Annotated in this window: 15 protein-coding genes; 7 read left to right on the forward strand and 8 right to left on the reverse strand. The window is 65.9% G+C overall.

The window, feature by feature from the left end; translation table 11 throughout:
• Positions 1-48 precede the first annotated feature (48 nt).
• Together AABE10_RS13125 and msrA are read left to right on the forward strand one after the other, a co-directional pair.
• Positions 49-1,947 (forward strand): cytochrome c biogenesis protein DipZ, encoded by a 1,899-nt coding sequence (locus AABE10_RS13125; protein WP_342933666.1) that lies wholly within the window; start codon positions 49-51, stop codon positions 1,945-1,947.
• A 61-nt stretch (positions 1,948-2,008) separates the two neighbouring features.
• Positions 2,009-2,758, forward strand: a complete 750-nt coding sequence (gene msrA / locus AABE10_RS13130; RefSeq protein ID WP_342933667.1) for a peptide-methionine (S)-S-oxide reductase MsrA — start codon at positions 2,009-2,011, stop codon at positions 2,756-2,758.
• 14 nt (positions 2,759-2,772) lie between these two features.
• Here msrA and AABE10_RS13135 read toward each other — a convergent pair whose 3' ends face one another.
• From AABE10_RS13135 to AABE10_RS13145, 3 genes are all read right to left on the reverse strand, one after another.
• On the reverse strand, positions 2,773-3,711 hold the full coding sequence (locus AABE10_RS13135) for an aldo/keto reductase (protein WP_342933668.1): 939 nt from the start codon (positions 3,709-3,711) through the stop codon (positions 2,773-2,775).
• A gap of 45 nt (positions 3,712-3,756) precedes the next feature.
• A complete protein-coding gene (locus AABE10_RS13140) occupies positions 3,757-4,167 on the reverse strand; it encodes a RidA family protein (RefSeq protein WP_342933669.1) in 411 nt (136 codons plus the stop codon).
• Positions 4,168-4,399: 232 nt separating this feature from the next.
• Positions 4,400-5,536 (reverse strand): MBL fold metallo-hydrolase, encoded by a 1,137-nt coding sequence (locus tag AABE10_RS13145; RefSeq protein WP_342933670.1) that lies wholly within the window; start codon positions 5,534-5,536, stop codon positions 4,400-4,402.
• Positions 5,537-5,619: 83 nt separating this feature from the next.
• Here AABE10_RS13145 and AABE10_RS13150 point away from each other — a divergent pair, with 83 nt between their 5' ends.
• Positions 5,620-6,261 carry a TetR/AcrR family transcriptional regulator gene (locus AABE10_RS13150; RefSeq protein WP_342933671.1) on the forward strand — a complete coding sequence of 214 codons (642 nt, stop codon included), beginning with the start codon at positions 5,620-5,622 and terminating at the stop codon, positions 6,259-6,261.
• Between the two features lie 28 nt (positions 6,262-6,289).
• On the opposite strand, the gene AABE10_RS13155 is transcribed toward AABE10_RS13150, so the two are convergent.
• The 3 genes from AABE10_RS13155 to AABE10_RS13165 form a co-directional block, all read right to left on the reverse strand.
• Positions 6,290-6,943 (reverse strand): glycosyltransferase, encoded by a 654-nt coding sequence (locus tag AABE10_RS13155; RefSeq protein WP_342933672.1) that lies wholly within the window; start codon positions 6,941-6,943, stop codon positions 6,290-6,292.
• A complete protein-coding gene (locus tag AABE10_RS13160) occupies positions 6,940-7,539 on the reverse strand; it encodes a class I SAM-dependent methyltransferase (protein ID WP_342933673.1) in 600 nt (199 codons plus the stop codon). The genes AABE10_RS13155 and AABE10_RS13160 overlap by 4 nt, the downstream gene beginning before the upstream one ends.
• A 129-nt stretch (positions 7,540-7,668) precedes the next feature.
• On the reverse strand, positions 7,669-8,814 hold the full coding sequence (locus AABE10_RS13165) for an acyl-CoA dehydrogenase (protein ID WP_342933674.1): 1,146 nt from the start codon (positions 8,812-8,814) through the stop codon (positions 7,669-7,671).
• Positions 8,815-9,084: 270 nt separating this feature from the next.
• Between AABE10_RS13165 and AABE10_RS13170 the strand changes: the two genes are divergently transcribed.
• Positions 9,085-10,671 (forward strand): FAD-dependent oxidoreductase, encoded by a 1,587-nt coding sequence (locus tag AABE10_RS13170; protein WP_342933675.1) that lies wholly within the window; start codon positions 9,085-9,087, stop codon positions 10,669-10,671.
• Between the two features lie 61 nt (positions 10,672-10,732).
• Here the strand turns inward: AABE10_RS13170 and AABE10_RS13175 are convergent, their stop codons facing one another.
• The gene (locus AABE10_RS13175) at positions 10,733-10,954 is read right to left on the reverse strand and encodes a hypothetical protein (protein WP_342933676.1); all 222 of its coding nucleotides are present in this window, start codon (positions 10,952-10,954) and stop codon (positions 10,733-10,735) included.
• A 409-nt stretch (positions 10,955-11,363) separates the two neighbouring features.
• Here AABE10_RS13175 and AABE10_RS13180 point away from each other — a divergent pair, with 409 nt between their 5' ends.
• The 3 genes from AABE10_RS13180 to AABE10_RS13190 all read left to right on the forward strand — a co-directional run bounded on the left by AABE10_RS13180 (position 11,364) and on the right by AABE10_RS13190 (position 14,579).
• Positions 11,364-13,550, forward strand: a complete 2,187-nt coding sequence (locus AABE10_RS13180) for a VTT domain-containing protein (RefSeq protein WP_342933677.1) — start codon at positions 11,364-11,366, stop codon at positions 13,548-13,550.
• Between the two features lie 18 nt (positions 13,551-13,568).
• Entirely contained in the window at positions 13,569-14,348 is a 780-nt protein-coding gene (locus AABE10_RS13185; RefSeq protein WP_342933678.1) for an endonuclease/exonuclease/phosphatase family protein, read from the forward strand.
• 75 nt (positions 14,349-14,423) lie between these two features.
• Positions 14,424-14,579 carry a hypothetical protein gene (locus AABE10_RS13190; protein WP_342933679.1) on the forward strand — a complete coding sequence of 52 codons (156 nt, stop codon included), beginning with the start codon at positions 14,424-14,426 and terminating at the stop codon, positions 14,577-14,579.
• A gap of 246 nt (positions 14,580-14,825) precedes the next feature.
• Here AABE10_RS13190 and AABE10_RS13195 read toward each other — a convergent pair whose 3' ends face one another.
• A complete protein-coding gene (locus AABE10_RS13195; RefSeq protein WP_342933680.1) occupies positions 14,826-15,428 on the reverse strand; it encodes a glycine zipper domain-containing protein in 603 nt (200 codons plus the stop codon).
• Between the last annotated feature and the right edge of the window lie 16 nt (positions 15,429-15,444).

Genomic DNA, 15,444 nt, shown 5'->3' on the forward strand with positions numbered 1-15,444 from the left:
AGGCTCTTTTCGACGCCCTCACTTCGCACGATCCATCGGCAAATCATCATGCTACTCATCGTTCTTGCTTACCTTGGCGGCGCGCTCACGATTCTGAGTCCGTGCATCCTGCCCGTGCTGCCCTTCGTTTTCGCGCGCGCCGACCAGCCGTTCGCACGCAGCGGCCTGCCGCTGCTCGGCGGCATGGCGCTTACGTTCGCGCTCGTCGCGACGCTCGCGGCCGTCGGCGGCGGCTGGGTCACGCAAGCAAACCAGTACGGACGCTGGGTCGCAATCGTGCTGCTCGGCGTGTTCGGCCTGACGCTGCTGATGCCGCGTCTCGCCGACGGTCTGATGCACCCGCTCGTCAGCGCGGGCAACCGTCTCACCGCGCTGGCCCAGGCCGATGGGGACAAGCCACGCATCGGTTCGTCGTTCTTGCTCGGCATCGCGACGGGCCTGCTGTGGGCGCCGTGCGCCGGTCCCATCCTCGGTCTCGTGCTGACGGGCGCGGCGTTGCGCGGCGCGAGCGTCGGCACGACACTGCTGCTGCTCGCTTATGCAGCGGGCGCGGCGACGTCGCTCGCGATCGCATTGCTGATCGGCGGACGCGTCTTCACGGCGATGAAGCGCTCGCTCGGCGCAGGCGAATGGGTGCGGCGCGGCATCGGCGCGGCGATGCTGGCGGGCGTCGCCGCGATCGCGCTCGGCTTCGATACGGGCGTGCTCGCCCGCGTGTCGACGGTGGCGACGAGCGGGCTCGAACAGCATCTCGTCGACAGGCTGTCGCCGTCGTCCAAAGGCACAGGCGGCACCGGCAACGCGATGAAAGCCGCGAATGCCACCGGCGACACGAACGCAACCAACACGACCAACACGACGACCGCAACGAACGCAATGCAACCCGCCGCCGACGCTTCGAACGCGAAGCCAGGCGAATCCAACGAAGCCGCTACAGGCGCGATGATGCGCGCATCGATGCCAGCGGCGCCGCTTCCCGTCGAAGGCACGCTTCCCCCGCTGACGGGCGCCGTGCAATGGCTGAACTCGCAGCCGCTCACCGATGAGCAGCTGCGCGGCAAGGTCGTGCTGGTCGACTTCTGGACGTATTCGTGCATCAACTGCCTGCGCACGCTGCCGTATGTGAAGGCATGGTCGCAGAAATATCGCGACATGGGGCTCGTCGTGATCGGCGTGCATGCGCCGGAGTTCGCGTTCGAGCGCAATATCGACAATGTGAAGAAGGCGTCGCGCGATCTCGGCGTCGATTACCCGATCGCGATCGACAACAACTACGCGATCTGGCGCGCGTTCGGCAACCAGTACTGGCCGGCGCACTATTTCGTCGATGCGCAGGGACGCATTCGCCATCATCATTTCGGCGAGGGCGAATACGAGCAGTCGGAAAAAGTGATCCAGCAACTGCTCGCGGAAGCAGGCCATCCGCAAGCGCTGAAAATGTCGACGGGTCTTTCGCAGCGCGCAAACGGCGTCGAGGCGGCCGCCGACGGCAACGACATGCAGTCGCCCGAAACGTACATCGGCTACGAACGCGCCGAGAATTTCGTGTCGCCGGGCGGCGCGGCCGCGGATCGCGCGCAGGCATACGCCGCGCCGTCGAAGCTCGGCGTGAACGACTGGGGGCTCGCGGGCACATGGAAAGTGGGCGCCGAGCACGCAACGCTCGCCGCGCCGGACGGACGCATCGTCTACCGCTTCCATGCGCGCGACCTGCATCTGGTGCTCGGCCCGGGTGCGGACGGCAAACCGGTGCGCTTTCGCGTGACGATCGACGGCGCCGCTCCCGGCGACGCGCGCGGCACCGACGTGAAGGCCGACGGCACGGGCGTCGTCACCGAGCAGCGGCTGTATCAGCTCGTACGCCAACCGGGCGACGTGGCCGACCACACGTTCGCGATCGAGTTCGTCGATCCGGGTGTCGAAGCCTACGCGTTCACGTTCGGCTGATCACGCAGCGCATCTATCTATGCACTCATCGTCTGCAACGCGTATTCGAGGATTTTTCACCATGAACACGAAATTCATCACCCGCGCATTGGGCTGGACCCGCACATCGACGGGCCGAGTTATCGCGCTGATCGCGCTCGGCGCGAGCGCCGTCGCCTGGCAGCATGTCGCGTCGGCGGAACAGGCGGTCAGGATTCCGCCGCCGGCGCAGGACGAAAAAGCCGCCGGCGCGCACACGGAGACGGCTGTGTTCGCAGGCGGCTGCTTCTGGGGCGTACAGGGCGTGTACGAGCACGTGAAAGGCGTGAAGCAGGTCGCGTCGGGCTATTCCGGCGGCGCGGCGGGCACCGCGCAGTACGAGACCGTCAGCGGCGGCGATACGGGGCACGCGGAGTCGGTGAGCATTACATATGACCCGACGCAGATCACCTATGACCGGCTGCTGCAGATCTTCTTTTCGGTCGTCCACAATCCGACCGAGCTGAACTACCAGGGCCCCGATCACGGCACGCAATACCGGTCGGCGGTGTTTCCGCAGAACGCGCAGCAGCGCGCGATCGCGCAGGCGTATATCGCGCAATTGAACGGCGCAAAAGTGTTCTCCGCGCCGATCGTCACGCGAGTCGAGGAATTCAAGGGCTTCTATCCCGCCGAGGCGTATCACCAGAATTTTCTCGTGCGGCATCCGGACTATCCGTACATCGCGATCAACGATATGCCGAAGATCGACGAGCTGAAGCAGATGTTCCCTGATGTCTATCGCAGCGATCCCGTGCTGCTGAAGGCGTCCGCGTCCTCGTCTGCGTCGTGACGCCTCGTGAGGCGTCAGGCGCCGACGGCTTCGACGATCCGCCTGCACATCGCCTTGTCCGGGTACGGCCCGACGCCCGCGTGAACGTTGTCGGTCATGTATTCAGGCCGGCCAGTGCCCGGAATCACGACAGTCACGGCCTGCTGCGCGAGCACGAATTTGAGCAGGATCTGCGCCCATGTCGTGCAGCCGATATCGGCGGCCCATGCGGGCACCTGCTGCTTCATCACGCGTGACAGCAGCCCGCCTCCGCCGAATGGCTGATTGATGACGACGCCGATGCCCAGGTCGTGCGCGAGCGGCAGGATGCGCACTTCGGCATCGCGATCGTCGGCAGCGTAGTTGATCTGCACGAAGTCGGGTTTCTCGCAACGCATCACGCTCGCGACTTCGTCGAAAGCACTCGACGTGTAATGCGTGATGCCGATATAACGGATGCGCCCGCGCGCTTTCCATTCGCGCAGCGTCGCGATCTGCGTGCGCCAGTCGACGAGGTTGTGCACCTGCATCAGGTCGATGCGCGGCTGCTGCAAACGGCGCATCGACTCTTCCATTTGCGCGATGCCCGCCTCGCGGCCTTGCGTCCACACCTTGGTCGCGACGAAGGCCTTGCGATGCGCGTCGAGCCGCGTGAGCAGCGTGCCCGCGACGGCTTCCGACGAGCCGTACATCGGCGACGAATCGATGACCGAGCCGCCCGCCGCGAACAGCACGTCCAGCACTTGCGCGAGCCGCGCCTGGCCGTTCGCGTCGTCGCCGACGTCGAACGTGCGCCACGTGCCGCAGCCAACGACGGGCAACGCTTCGCCCGTCGACGGTATCGCGCGACGCCCGATGCGCGGCAGCGGTGCTTGCTGCGCGTGTGCCAATGACGGCATGGACATGGCGAGCGGCAACGTTAGCGCGCGCAGCAGGAAATCGCGTCGCGCGGACGGTTCGACGGAGCGGGACATCGGCTGTCGCGGCTGTAGCGAAGCGCTGCGCGGATTAGCCCGGCATCAACCAGGCATCGCCGGACGGCGCGCGATGAAATCGATTTCGACGAGCGCATCGCGCGCGAGCCCCGTCACGCCGACGCAGGTCCGCGCGGGCAGGCGTCCCGGCGGAAAATGCGCGGCGTAGACGGCGTTCATCGTCGCGTAGTCGCGCTTGAACTCGGTCAGGAAGATACGCGCCGACACGACGTGCTCCAGCCCGAGACCCATGCCCTTGAGCACCAGCACGAGGTTGTCCATCACGCGCTTGGTCTGCGCGGCGACGCCTTCGGGCAAGGGCGCCGCATCGTCGTCGGGCGACGTGGGCATCTGGCCCGTGACGAACACCCAGCCGCCCGATTCCGTCGCGTGTGAAAACGGGCCGACGGGCGTCGGCGCGCCTTCGACCATCCAGAACTGCGTGGTTTCGCTCATCTGATGACGCTCCGTGGATATTGAAGCTCGCGCATCCATCGCCATGGCGCGAGGAGACTGAGGCGATACCTTAGCGCGCTTCGACGGATGCTGCATGAGCCTGCGTGCAATCTGGACGGCAACAGAGCTCAATACTCGCCCCAACAAAAAGAAGAGGCGCCTCTTCTTGCAGAAAAGGCGCCTCATTCTATGGCCGCTATGCGTCGCGGCCGTTATGCGTTGCGGCCAACCGTCATGTATTGCTCTGCCCCGCTGGCCGGCACGCCACGCGGCGGCGCGACGGCTCGCGCAGATCGGCTACTTCGACGACGTCGGCGACTTCCCGCCACCACCGCTCGCCCCGATGCGGCGACTCCAGATCGAGCCGCTCGCCCATGCGCGGCGTCGCGAGCGCAATGCCGCGCGCGGCCGCGAGTCCGACGACACGCTCGAACGGCTCCTGCCAGCGATGCATCGCCAGATCGAACGTGCCGTTGTGAATCGGCACGAGCCAGCGGCCGCGCAGATCGATATGCGCCTGCACGGTATCGTCGGGCTGCATGTGGACGTACGGCCATTGCGCGTCGTACGCGCCCGTTTCGAGCAAGGTCACGTCGAACGGGCCGAGCCGCTCGCCGATCGTCTTGAAGCCGTCGAAGTAGCCCGTGTCGCCGCTGAAAAACACGCGCAGGTCGCCGTCGACGATCACCCACGACGCCCACAGCGTGCTGTTGCCGTCGAACAGGCTGCGCCCCGAGAAATGCTGCGCAGGTGTCGCCGTGAACTGCACGCCGTCGATCTCGACGCCTTGCCACCAGTCGAACTGGCGCACCTTCGACGCATCGATGCCCCACTCGATCAGCCGGTCGCCGACGCCGAGCGGCGTCACGAACACGCCCGTCGTTTCGGCGAGCGCGAGCACCGTCTCGCGATCCAGATGGTCGTAGTGATCGTGCGAAAGAATCACGCCGCGCAACGGCGGCAACGCGTCGCGCGCGATGGGCGGCGCATGAAAGCGCTTCGGTCCCATCCGCTTGAACGGCGACGCGCGCTCTGCGAAGACGGGGTCGGTCAGCCAGAACTGGCCGCGCAGCTTGAGCAGCATCGTCGAATGGCCGAGCCGGAACAGGCTCCGGTCGGGCGCGGCGTCGAGGTCCGCGCGCGTCAGCGGATCGACGGGCAGCGGGCCGGCAGGCGCAGTGCCGTCGGGCTTGTTGAACAGCACGTTCCATATGATGCGCAGCGTCTTGCGCAGCCCTTGCGCGGGCCGCGGCTTCACGTTGCGAAAGCGTTGCCCGTCGTGCTGCGGTGACGTGCTGGACAGCGCGCGCCCGCGCTCTGCCGCCGCGAAGCCCAGAATCTGACTGAGGTTGCCGATGATCGAGTTCATTCGAAGCGTCATGGAGTCAAAGGTAGACTGCACAGTGTAGTTTATTATCTCGAAAAGTAAACCCATCGGTGTAAAATCGAACGATGGACGACAGCGCCACCCCACAACGTCTGACCGATCGCAAGCGCGCGGCCGTGATCGAAGCGGCCATCGACGAATTTCGCGCATCCGGTTTCGAGGCCACCAGCATGGACCGCATTGCGGCGCGCGCGGGCGTGTCGAAGCGCACGGTCTACAACCATTTCCCGAGCAAGGAAGCGCTCTTCGCAGCGATTCTCCAGCAGCTATGGGACGCAAGCACGGCGGGCGAATCGCCGGGCTATCGCGCGGACGCGCCGCTGCGTCCGCAACTGCTCGAATTGCTTGCGCAGAAGATGCGGCTGCTGAGCGACGAGGCGTTCATGTCGCTTGCGCGCGTCGCGATCGCGGCGGGCATTCATTCGCCGGAGCGCGCGCGGGGCATGGTCGCGCGCATCGGCGAGCGCGAAGAAGGACTGACCGTCTGGATACGCGCCGCGGCCGCCGATGGCCGCCTCGCGGTGCATGATCCCGCGTTTGCCGCGCAACAGCTTCAGAGCCTCGTGAAGGGCTTCGCGTTCTGGCCACAGGTGACGATGGGACAACCGCCGTTGACGGCTGCCGAGCGAATGGCGATTGCGGAAACCTCGACAGACATGTTTCTCGCGCGCTATGCAGCGGGCGCAACGACCGGCGCGCGCCGATAACGACTGAGCCAGGCAACGCAACGCGTGCTCACTGCGCGGCAAGCGCTGTCAGCGTATCGCCGAATCCGCCTTTCACTTTCGACGATATGCGCGCGCTCGTCACCACGCGCGGCGCCGCGCTCCATGCGATGCGCGCGCCTGTCGCGACGAGCAGTCCGACGAGCGCCACATCCTCGCTGCACGCAAGCGGAGGAAATCCGCCCGCGCGGCAATAGGCGAGTGCCGACACGCCCAGATTTGCGCCATGAACATGCCGATGCCCATCCGCGTTCACGTACGCGTGATAGAACGCATCGCGCGTCATCGCATCGTGCGCGTCCCAGTCGTCGATCGTGACGGGGCCGCACACCGCTTCCGCGCCCAGCGCCAGTTGCGCGACGAGCCAGTCGCGCTCGACGCGGCTGTCCGCATCGGTGAACGCCAGCCAGCGCACGCCCTGTGCGAGCAGCGCCGTCGCGCCCGCCGCCCTCGCCTTGCCGACGTTGCGCACATCGAGCGTCAACGCGTGCGCGTCGAAGCAGCGCGCAATCGCCGCCGAGCCGTCCGTGCAGCTATCGAGCGCAACGACGATCCGAACCGTCTCGCCGCGCAGCTCCGGATGCGCGGCCGCAACGCGCGCGGCTTGCAGGCAATCGGCGAGCAGCTCTTCTTCGTTGTGCGCAGGGATGACGATGCCGATCATGCCAGGCCCTCGCATTGCGCAACCGAGCGGCGATCCTTCGCCCATACGTCGAGCAGCAGATCGTGCTCTGCATGCTGCACGAGATGTGTCAACGCGGGCAGCGCGCCGAAGGCTGCATGAACGTCGTCGGCCGATTGCAGCCGGTCTTCGAACGGATGACGCCAATGGCACGCGGCGAGCGTGCCGTCGTCCGTCAGCGATGCATACAGGCGTTGCGCGAGCTTCACGGTGTCCGCACGCGACAGGTAGTAGCCGAGTTCGCTGATCACGATCAGATCGAAGCGCTCGTCGGGCCAGTCTTGCGGCATCGCGCGCAATTCGATCGTCACGTTGCGCGTGTCGGCAAGACGTTCGCGCGCGAGACTCACCGCGTGTGCGCTGATGTCGCACACGTGCAGACGTTCGCAGCGCTGCGCGAGCAACAGCGACATCTCGCCGTTCGAACACGCGGGCTCGAAGCCGCGCCCGTAACGCTCGCGCGGCAGCGCGGCGGCCGTCAGCAGACGCTTGCGCCGCTCGTACCAGCTGCTGCGATAGCGCCAGGGATCGTCGTCTTGTCGATACAGCTCGTCGAAATAGGCGGCGGGCAATGACATGCGGAATCCTGTGTTGTCCTTATGCCGTGCTTCGTATCGTGCGCGTCGCGGGGAATGCGCGCTTTGCGTGTGCTTCATTCGTGCGTCATTCGCGCTTCGTTCGCGCACGATTCACACGTCATTCAGGCTTCATTCGTGAGTGAGCTTCCAGCGCCCGGTCGCGTTTTCATCGTCGAGCAGCGTCTTCCCCAATGCGCATTCATCGCGTTCCGCGTGGCTCTGCCGCAGGAACACGGGCAGATCGGCGATTGCGTGCGCGAACCATCCGTCCGTGCAGAACGGCACCGCGCCGAGCGCGCGCGACACGTGCTCCATCACCTGTCCGGCCGCCTGTTCGACGGCGACGCGCACGCGCAGCGCGCATTGCTGCGCGTCGTCGCGCGGATGTTCGTCGATCCAAGCAGCCGACTCGCGCAACAGCGCGGCCACGGCCGACAGTTCGGCATCGGCGGCGCCGAGATGCGCGCACGCATGCGGATCGGCGTGGCGCCTGACGCTGTCGCGCAGCACCGATGCAAGCGCCGCCGCGCATCCATACCAGCACGCGGCGATGCCCGCGCCGCCATGCCAGAAACCGGGACGCGCGAGATACGCGCCCACTTCTCCGACCTTGACGGCGCGCGCGCCGTCGAAGCGCACCGCGCCCGTGCCTGTCGCGCGCATGCCGACGGCTTGCCAGTCGCCGACATCGACGGCAATGGCGGGCTGCGACAGTTCGACGGCGGCCAACACCGGCTCGCCGCTGCGCCATGCCGTCACCAGCGCATGCGTGACGTGCTGCGCGCCCGAGCACCACGGCTTGATCCCTTCGAGCGTCAACGCGTCGCCGCCTGCGTCGCGTGCGATCAGCTTGCGGCCGGGCGGCTCGGCGGCCCATACGGCCCAACTGCCGTCATCGGCGAGATCGGCGCGTTGCTGTTCCGCGAGTATCGCGAGCGCATCGGTGTGTCCTTCGTAGAGCTTCACGAGCGACAGATCGCACGCCGCGACGGCCGCGAGGCCGCGCCAGCGCGTCGCCGTTTCGCCGCGTCCCGGAAGCGGCAGCCAGTCCATGCCGCGAGCGCGCAACGCATCGAGCGTCGCGGCGCGGCTCGCGGATTCTTCATCGGCATAGCGCACGGCCGCGAGATAGCGCTCCAGCGCGGGCACGAGCGCATAGCGCATCGGTGGCCCGGACTCGGCGTCCGCTTCGCCGTCGTTCAGGCGCAGTTCGCTGTTGATGTACCACGCAGCGGGCGCGGCGCGCCGCAACGGATCGTGGCCGATGTCGTTCATCTGTTCCTCCTGGCAAAACTGGCGACGGCAGCGCGGTCGTGTTGGCGCTCACCTGACACAAGCCGGCGCGTGCGAACGTTCATGCAAGCGATGTGCCCATGTGACGCGCGCGTGACGCTCGCGCCGACATCCTCGCGATGGATTAACGTCGTGCTGCACTCGCATACGCCTGCCCGCTGTGCATTCGAATCTTGTACGGCATGGCGCTTGCGTTAAGCAAGTGGATCGACGCACCGCACCGCTGCGCCGCGGATTCGAACGAGGAAAACGATGACTCAGCCCAGCGATATGCAGAAGGTGGCCCGGCTCTCCGATTTAGCTAGCGGCATGAAGCGCGTCGACGTGAACGGCACGCCCATTGTGCTGATCCGTTCGGGCAAAGCCGTCCACGCATATGGCGCGGAATGTCCGCATGCGGGCGCGCCGCTCGAACAGGGCGCGCTGTGCGATGACCGGCTGGTGTGTCCGTGGCACAAGGCGACGTTCGACATCGCGAGCGGCGCGATCATCGAGCCACCTGCGCTGCTGCCGCTGACGCGCTATCCCGTGCAACTCGCACAGGACGACGTGCTCGTGAGCAGCACGCCGGAGCCCCAGCCGAACGAACGCGCGGCCACTGCCTCCGTATCCACATCTGCCGACAAACGCACGTTCGCCATCATCGGCGCGGGCGCGGCGGGCGCCGCTGCGTGTTCTGCGCTGCGTGAATTCGGCTTCGCGGGACGCATCGTGCTGATCGACCGCGAGCCGCGCACGCCGTATGACCGTACGGTGCTGAGCAAATTCGTGCCGTCCGGCGAGATGCCGCCCGACGACATTCCGCTGCTTTTGCCGGGCGATTTCTTCGCGACGCATTCGATCGACGTCATTCAGGCCGATGTCACGGCGCTCGATGCAGACGCGCGGCGCATCGATATCGGCAGCGCGCCGTCGATTCGCTACGATGCGGCACTCGTCGCAACGGGCGGCGTGCCGAAGCGTCCGTCGTTGCAAGGCATCGACGACGATGGCGTTGCGCAGCGCATTCGTCTGCTGCGCAATCGCGACGATGCACGAAGGCTCGTCGAAACCGCTGCGCAAAGTGAGCATGCCGTCGTATTGGGCGCGAGTTTCATCGGGCTCGAAGTGGCGTCGGCGCTGCGCGAACGCAAGGTGCGCGTGACGATCGTTTCACCGGGGGACGTGCCCTTCGAGAAGCAATTCGGTCCCGATCTGGGCAGGCTGTTCATGCGGCTGCACGACGCGCATGGCGTGCGCTTCCGTATGGGGCGCCGCGCGCAGGCCGTCGAGCGCAACGACACTGGCGACGGCGTCTTGCGCGTGACGCTCGATAACCGCGATACCTTGTCCTGCGATTTCATCGTCGTCGGCATGGGCGTCACCCCCGCGACCGGTTTCATCGAAGGCGTGACGCGCAACGACGACGGAAGCCTCGATGCCGATGCGTCGATGCGCGTGGCGGACGGTCTCTACGCAGCGGGCGACGTCGCGCGCTTCGAATTGCAGGCGCTCGGCGGCGAGCGCGTGCGGATCGAACACTGGCGCGTCGCGCAACAACATGCGCGCCTTGCCGCGCGCGCGATGCTGGGTCTGCCCGCAGGCGAACCGCTCGTGCCCTTCTTCTGGACTTATCACTTCGGCAAGAACTTCAACTATCTCGGACACGCGCGGCACTGGGACGACACGATTTTCACGGGAACGCCCGATACGTTCGAATTCATCGCATTGCTCGCCGAAAAAGGAAGACTGGTTGCCGCAGTGGGCTGCAATCGCGACCGGCAGATCGGCGCGTTGGGCGAAGCGATGCGCAAGCCGTTGGACATCGTGGATGCGATCAGGCTTGCGCAGTCGGAATAAGCGCGTACGCATTGCGCCCCGCATCATCGTGCGAAGCGCAACGCGATGGACAAAAGTAAAGCTACTCGTCGCGCCTGTTCGTCGCCTCGCCGCGATGCGAAGGACGTCCGCCGCCGCCCGGCGGTTCCGGATGATCGCCCGTGCCGAGCGGCACCTCGGCCGTCTGCTTCGGATGAGGGTTCGAACGCTGCGGCGTCGTGGACTTCATCGTTTCCGTCGGCTCGCCGGGCTCGGTCGTCGTGCCCGGTTTCGTCTCTTGAGACCTTTGAGTCTTGTGCTCCATGTGGGTACTCCTTCTGCTGCTTGCGCTGCTTCTGGAAGATCTACATTCCCGGCTGAAAGCTTTGCATGCGGCGCCATGCTGTTCGCAGCGCCGCAGTTCGCACAGCGATCGCTTCAAGGTTGGCGCTGTCCGCCCTGATGTGGAGGTGGCTTCTGATTCTGCTGTTGCTGACCGCCATCGCGATTCGGTTGATGAGGATTAGCAGGCTGGTTCTGTGTCGACTTCTGATTCACTTGCGACCTCCTTTCGTTGGTTGCTGCCATGTGCCTCCTGTAGTGCGGCAAGCCGTGTTCCTGTGACGTGTACGGTTGCGCAGCAGCATGACGGAGGAATGGGACTTGCTCGATCCGATGACGTTTCATGACCCGCAATACATAGCGAGGGTTTTAACAAAACGCACAGCGCACCGATGAATCAAGCCCTCAACGTCACACCACGATTGCCCTCTCGACATGGCTCACACTCGCTGCTCCGACCCACGCGCAATTGCCAGCAACGAGAAAAAGCCGGCCACTTTCGCATCCTGATCGACGCCGCCGAATACTTCTCGACGCTTCGAGCGGCGATGATGCGCGCGACTCATTCGATCTACATCGTCGGCTGGGACATCGACAGCCGCCTGAAGCTCGTTCCCGGCGAACCGCAAGACGACTTGCCCGCGGGGCTCGCGGACTTCCTCTGCGCGATCGCTGAAAAGAACCGGCACTTGCGCATCCACATCCTCGCGTGGGACTTCGCGATGCTCTACGCGTTCGAACGCGAATGGCTCCCGGTGTACAAGATGGGCTGGCGCACGCATCGGCGCATTCGCTTTCGCCAGGACGGACGCCATCCGCTTGGCGCGTCACATCATCAGAAGATCGTCGTCATCGATGACGCGCTCGCGTTCGCGGGCGGCATCGACCTCACGCGTTCGCGCTGGGACACGCCCGCGCACGACCCCGACGCGCCGCTGCGCCGCAACGCCGACGATGCGCGCTATCAGCCGATGCACGACGTGCAGGCGATGTTCGACGGCGATGCCGCGCGCGCCATCGGCGTGCTCGTGCGCGAGCGCTGGCAGCGCGCGACGGGCAAGCCGCTCGATCTCTCGCACACACCGACGCACGAAGGACATGAAGCACATGAAGCACACGATCGCGCGCATATCTGGCCCACCGATGTGATCCCCGATATCGAAGACGTCGAGCTCGGCATCTCGCTGACGGAGCCCGCGTATGAAGGACGGCCCGTCGTCGCGCAGATCCAGCAGTTGTATCTCGATGCGATCGCAGCCGCGAAGCACAGCATCTACATCGAGAACCAGTACTTCACAGCGAGCCGTGTCGGCGCGAGTCTCGCCGCGCGTCTTGCCGACAGCGACGGCCCCGATATCGCCGTGGTCGGTCCCGAGCGGCAAAGCGGCTGGCTTCAGGACGCGACGATGGGCGTGCTGCGCGCGAAGCTGCACGAATCGCTGAGGCGCGCCGACGGCCACGGGCGTTACGCGATGTATGCGCCGACCATCGGCAGCATCGGCGGACAGATCATCAACGTGCACAGCAAGCTGATGATCGTCGACGACGAACTGCTGATCATAGGCAGCGCGAACCTCAACAACCGCTCGATGGTCCTCGACACCGAATGCAACATTGCGCTCGACGCGCGTGGCGAGCCGCGTGTGCAGGCAGCCATCGCGTCGGTGCGCGACCGCCTGCTTGCAGAACATCTCGACGTCTCGCCCGACGACGTGCAACGCGCGCTCGGCACGCAACGACTCAACGAGGCCATCGCCACGCTGCGCCACGGCAAGCGCACGCTGATGCCGCTCGATCCCGTCGTGTCCGGCGACCTCGAAGATCTGGCGGCACGCGTGTCGGTGCTCGATGCGGAAGCGCCCATCGCGCCGCATGAGCTCGTACAGCACTTTCTGCCCGAAGAGCGCAGCCGTCCGCTGACGGGCAAGCTGCTCGCGTTCGGCGCGCTCGCGTTGATCGTCGTCGTGCTCGCTGCGCTGTGGCGCTTCACGCCGCTGCGCGACGCGATCAGTTTTTCCGCGCTCGTGCACGGCGCGCAGCAGTTGCATGCGTCGCGTCTAGGGCCGCTCGCGATCGTCGCGGTGTATGCGATCGCCGCGAGCGTGTCGGTGCCCGTCACGCTGCTGATCGCCGTCAGCGGCTTCGTGTTCGGCGCGCTCGCGGGCAGCGCCTACGCGTTCACGGGCACGATGATCTCGGCGTTCATCACGTACTACGCGGGCGCATCGCTCGGCCACGACGCCGTGCGACGGCTCGCAGGCAGCCGCCTCAACCGCATCAGCGAAAAGCTCGGCAAACGGGGGCTCATCGCGGTGATCGTGCTGCGCGTCGTCCCGATCGCGCCGTTCACCGTGATCAATCTCGCCGCGGGCGCGTCGCATATCGGACTGCGCGATTTCCTCGCGGGCACGGCGCTCGGCATGGCGCCCGGCATCGTGCTCGCGACGACCTTCGCGCATCAACTGGTCGCCGCCGTCCGGCATCCGACCGCGGCCGGGCTCGGGCTCGTCGCGTTGATAGGCGCGGCGCTGATCGGGCTGTCGATTGCGCTGCAACGTCTCTTCGCGCGCCGTACATGAACCGCACATGAACCGCATATGAACGAGGCGCAACTGAACCAGCACGCCGAAGCGCCCGCCGCAGCGACCCACGTCGACGCGCAGGCGCTGCGCATTGCCACGTACAACATCCACGGCGCGATCGGCACGGACGGCGGGCGTTCGGCCGAGCGGATCGCCGCGGTGATCGCCGAACTCGACGCGGACGTCGTTGCATTGCAGGAAGTCCCGCTAGGCGGCAGCTTCGCGCCGAATGCGCTGCCCATCTTGCGCGAAACGACGGGTATGGAGGCCATCGCGGGTCCGACGCTCGATACGCCCGCGCGCCGCTATGGCAACGCGATCCTGAGCCGCCTGCCGATCCGCGCGACACGCGCGCTCGATCTGTCGTTCGGCAGGCGCGAAGCGCGCGGCGCGCTCGATGTCGATGTCGATGTCGAAACAGGACGCGCGAGCGGCGCGGCGGGCGCGCTGCGCGTCGTCGCGACGCACCTGGGGCTGTCGGCGCGCGAACGCCGCGCGCAGATTCGCGCGCTGATCGCCGCGTTCGACACGCCGCGCATGCCGGTGATCCTGATGGGCGACATCAACGAATGGTTTGTCTGGGGTCACGCGCTGCGCATGCTCGTCACGCATTTTCGCGCCGCGCCCGCGCCGCGCACGTTTCCGTCGCGCTTCCCCGTATTCGCGCTCGACCGCATCTGGATGCACCCGGCGAGCCGCCTGCTCGACGTGCATGTGCATCGCAGCATGCTCGCGCGCGTTGCATCGGATCACTTACCGCTGGTCGCGCGGATCGCACGAGAGCATCATGTATAGCCAGCCAGCCGAAGGATGCAGGCGCGCTGCCTGCTCCCTCTGCCGGTCCGTTCACCTTTCTTCATGGAGCTGCCAATGGTCAGAAAGAATTACGCCCCGGACGAAAACGCCCCGCGCCAACCCTACGCGGACAAGGATGTGGGCGTCGGTATGGGCCGCATACTGCTCGAAGACGAAGACGAAATCGAGGACGACCTGGATGATGAAGAAGACGAGGACGAAGGCCGCTGATCGCGCAAGCGGACGAGGCGAAGCGTCACGCGGCATTGCATCGCTAAACGCGTAAACGATCCGGCTGATTGACTCCTGATTGACTCGTACTGCATCGCGCTTGCCCTGAACAAGGGCAACGAATGCGGCGAAAGCCCAATGAAAGAACGCAGCGCGCGGCATCGACGCCGCGCGCTGCGTTCGTTTTGTCTGTTCGTTTTGTCTATAGCGCCGTATTTGACCTTTCGACAGACGGTCTGTCGTCTGTCATGCATGCCGTTCGCGCGGCCTGTCCCCGACGGATTGTTCGGCTCGCATCGGCTGCGGCGCGCGTGTCGGATCGAAATCCGCCCAGCGTCCCTGTTGCCAGCGCCCCGTCGCGCGTTCGATCGACGCGCCCCCCGCGTCGCTCAGCACTTGCGCAGCCTGCTGCTGCGAGTCCGGCGTCACATGGACGGCGAGCAGCACGCCCGAGTCGCGCTGCTCGTAATGAACATGCTCGGGCCGCACGTTCTTGCCGTTGTCGCGCGTCTTGTACATCGCGCCGATCAGCGAGCCGATATATGCGCCGACCCCGGCCGCGATCGCGGACACCAGCACAGGCGCTGAAAACGCCGTGAAAATGCCGACGCCGACAATCGCGCCAATAACGGCGCCTATCGTCACGCCCATGCCCGCGCCCTTCGGCGCATCGACGGAAGCGGCGTCCTTGTTCTGGTCTCCGCCGATCGGATAGCGCGCGTGTTGCCCCCGCGGATTGACGAAGAACAGCGACACGTCTTCTTCGACGAAACCGGCCCCAAAGAGCCGTTCGGCAGCGGCTTCGGCTGCCGGAAAAGTGGTGAATCGTGCGGCAACGATGAGCGACATGATGCCTCCCTTCTTG

Origin of the sequence: Paraburkholderia diazotrophica, from assembly GCF_038900755.1 — a bacterium.
GTDB lineage: Bacteria > Pseudomonadota > Gammaproteobacteria > Burkholderiales > Burkholderiaceae > Paraburkholderia > Paraburkholderia diazotrophica_A.

What these genes read in the sequence shown, in the direction of transcription:
- AABE10_RS13125 (WP_342933666.1), top strand. Translation starts at nt 49, where the DNA reads ATGCTACTCATCGTTCTTGCTTACCTTGGCGGCGCGCTCACGATTCTG.
- msrA (WP_342933667.1), top strand. Translation starts at nt 2,009, where the DNA reads ATGAACACGAAATTCATCACCCGCGCATTGGGCTGGACCCGCACATCG.
- AABE10_RS13135 (WP_342933668.1), bottom strand. Translation starts at nt 3,711, where the DNA reads ATGTCCCGCTCCGTCGAACCGTCCGCGCGACGCGATTTCCTGCTGCGC.
- AABE10_RS13140 (WP_342933669.1), bottom strand. Translation starts at nt 4,167, where the DNA reads ATGAGCGAAACCACGCAGTTCTGGATGGTCGAAGGCGCGCCGACGCCC.
- AABE10_RS13145 (WP_342933670.1), bottom strand. Translation starts at nt 5,536, where the DNA reads ATGAACTCGATCATCGGCAACCTCAGTCAGATTCTGGGCTTCGCGGCG.
- AABE10_RS13150 (WP_342933671.1), top strand. Translation starts at nt 5,620, where the DNA reads ATGGACGACAGCGCCACCCCACAACGTCTGACCGATCGCAAGCGCGCG.
- AABE10_RS13155 (WP_342933672.1), bottom strand. Translation starts at nt 6,943, where the DNA reads ATGATCGGCATCGTCATCCCTGCGCACAACGAAGAAGAGCTGCTCGCC.
- AABE10_RS13160 (WP_342933673.1), bottom strand. Translation starts at nt 7,539, where the DNA reads ATGTCATTGCCCGCCGCCTATTTCGACGAGCTGTATCGACAAGACGAC.
- AABE10_RS13165 (WP_342933674.1), bottom strand. Translation starts at nt 8,814, where the DNA reads ATGAACGACATCGGCCACGATCCGTTGCGGCGCGCCGCGCCCGCTGCG.
- AABE10_RS13170 (WP_342933675.1), top strand. Translation starts at nt 9,085, where the DNA reads ATGACTCAGCCCAGCGATATGCAGAAGGTGGCCCGGCTCTCCGATTTA.
- AABE10_RS13175 (WP_342933676.1), bottom strand. Translation starts at nt 10,954, where the DNA reads ATGGAGCACAAGACTCAAAGGTCTCAAGAGACGAAACCGGGCACGACG.
- AABE10_RS13180 (WP_342933677.1), top strand. Translation starts at nt 11,364, where the DNA reads ATGAATCAAGCCCTCAACGTCACACCACGATTGCCCTCTCGACATGGC.
- AABE10_RS13185 (WP_342933678.1), top strand. Translation starts at nt 13,569, where the DNA reads ATGAACGAGGCGCAACTGAACCAGCACGCCGAAGCGCCCGCCGCAGCG.
- AABE10_RS13190 (WP_342933679.1), top strand. Translation starts at nt 14,424, where the DNA reads ATGGTCAGAAAGAATTACGCCCCGGACGAAAACGCCCCGCGCCAACCC.
- AABE10_RS13195 (WP_342933680.1), bottom strand. Translation starts at nt 15,428, where the DNA reads ATGTCGCTCATCGTTGCCGCACGATTCACCACTTTTCCGGCAGCCGAA.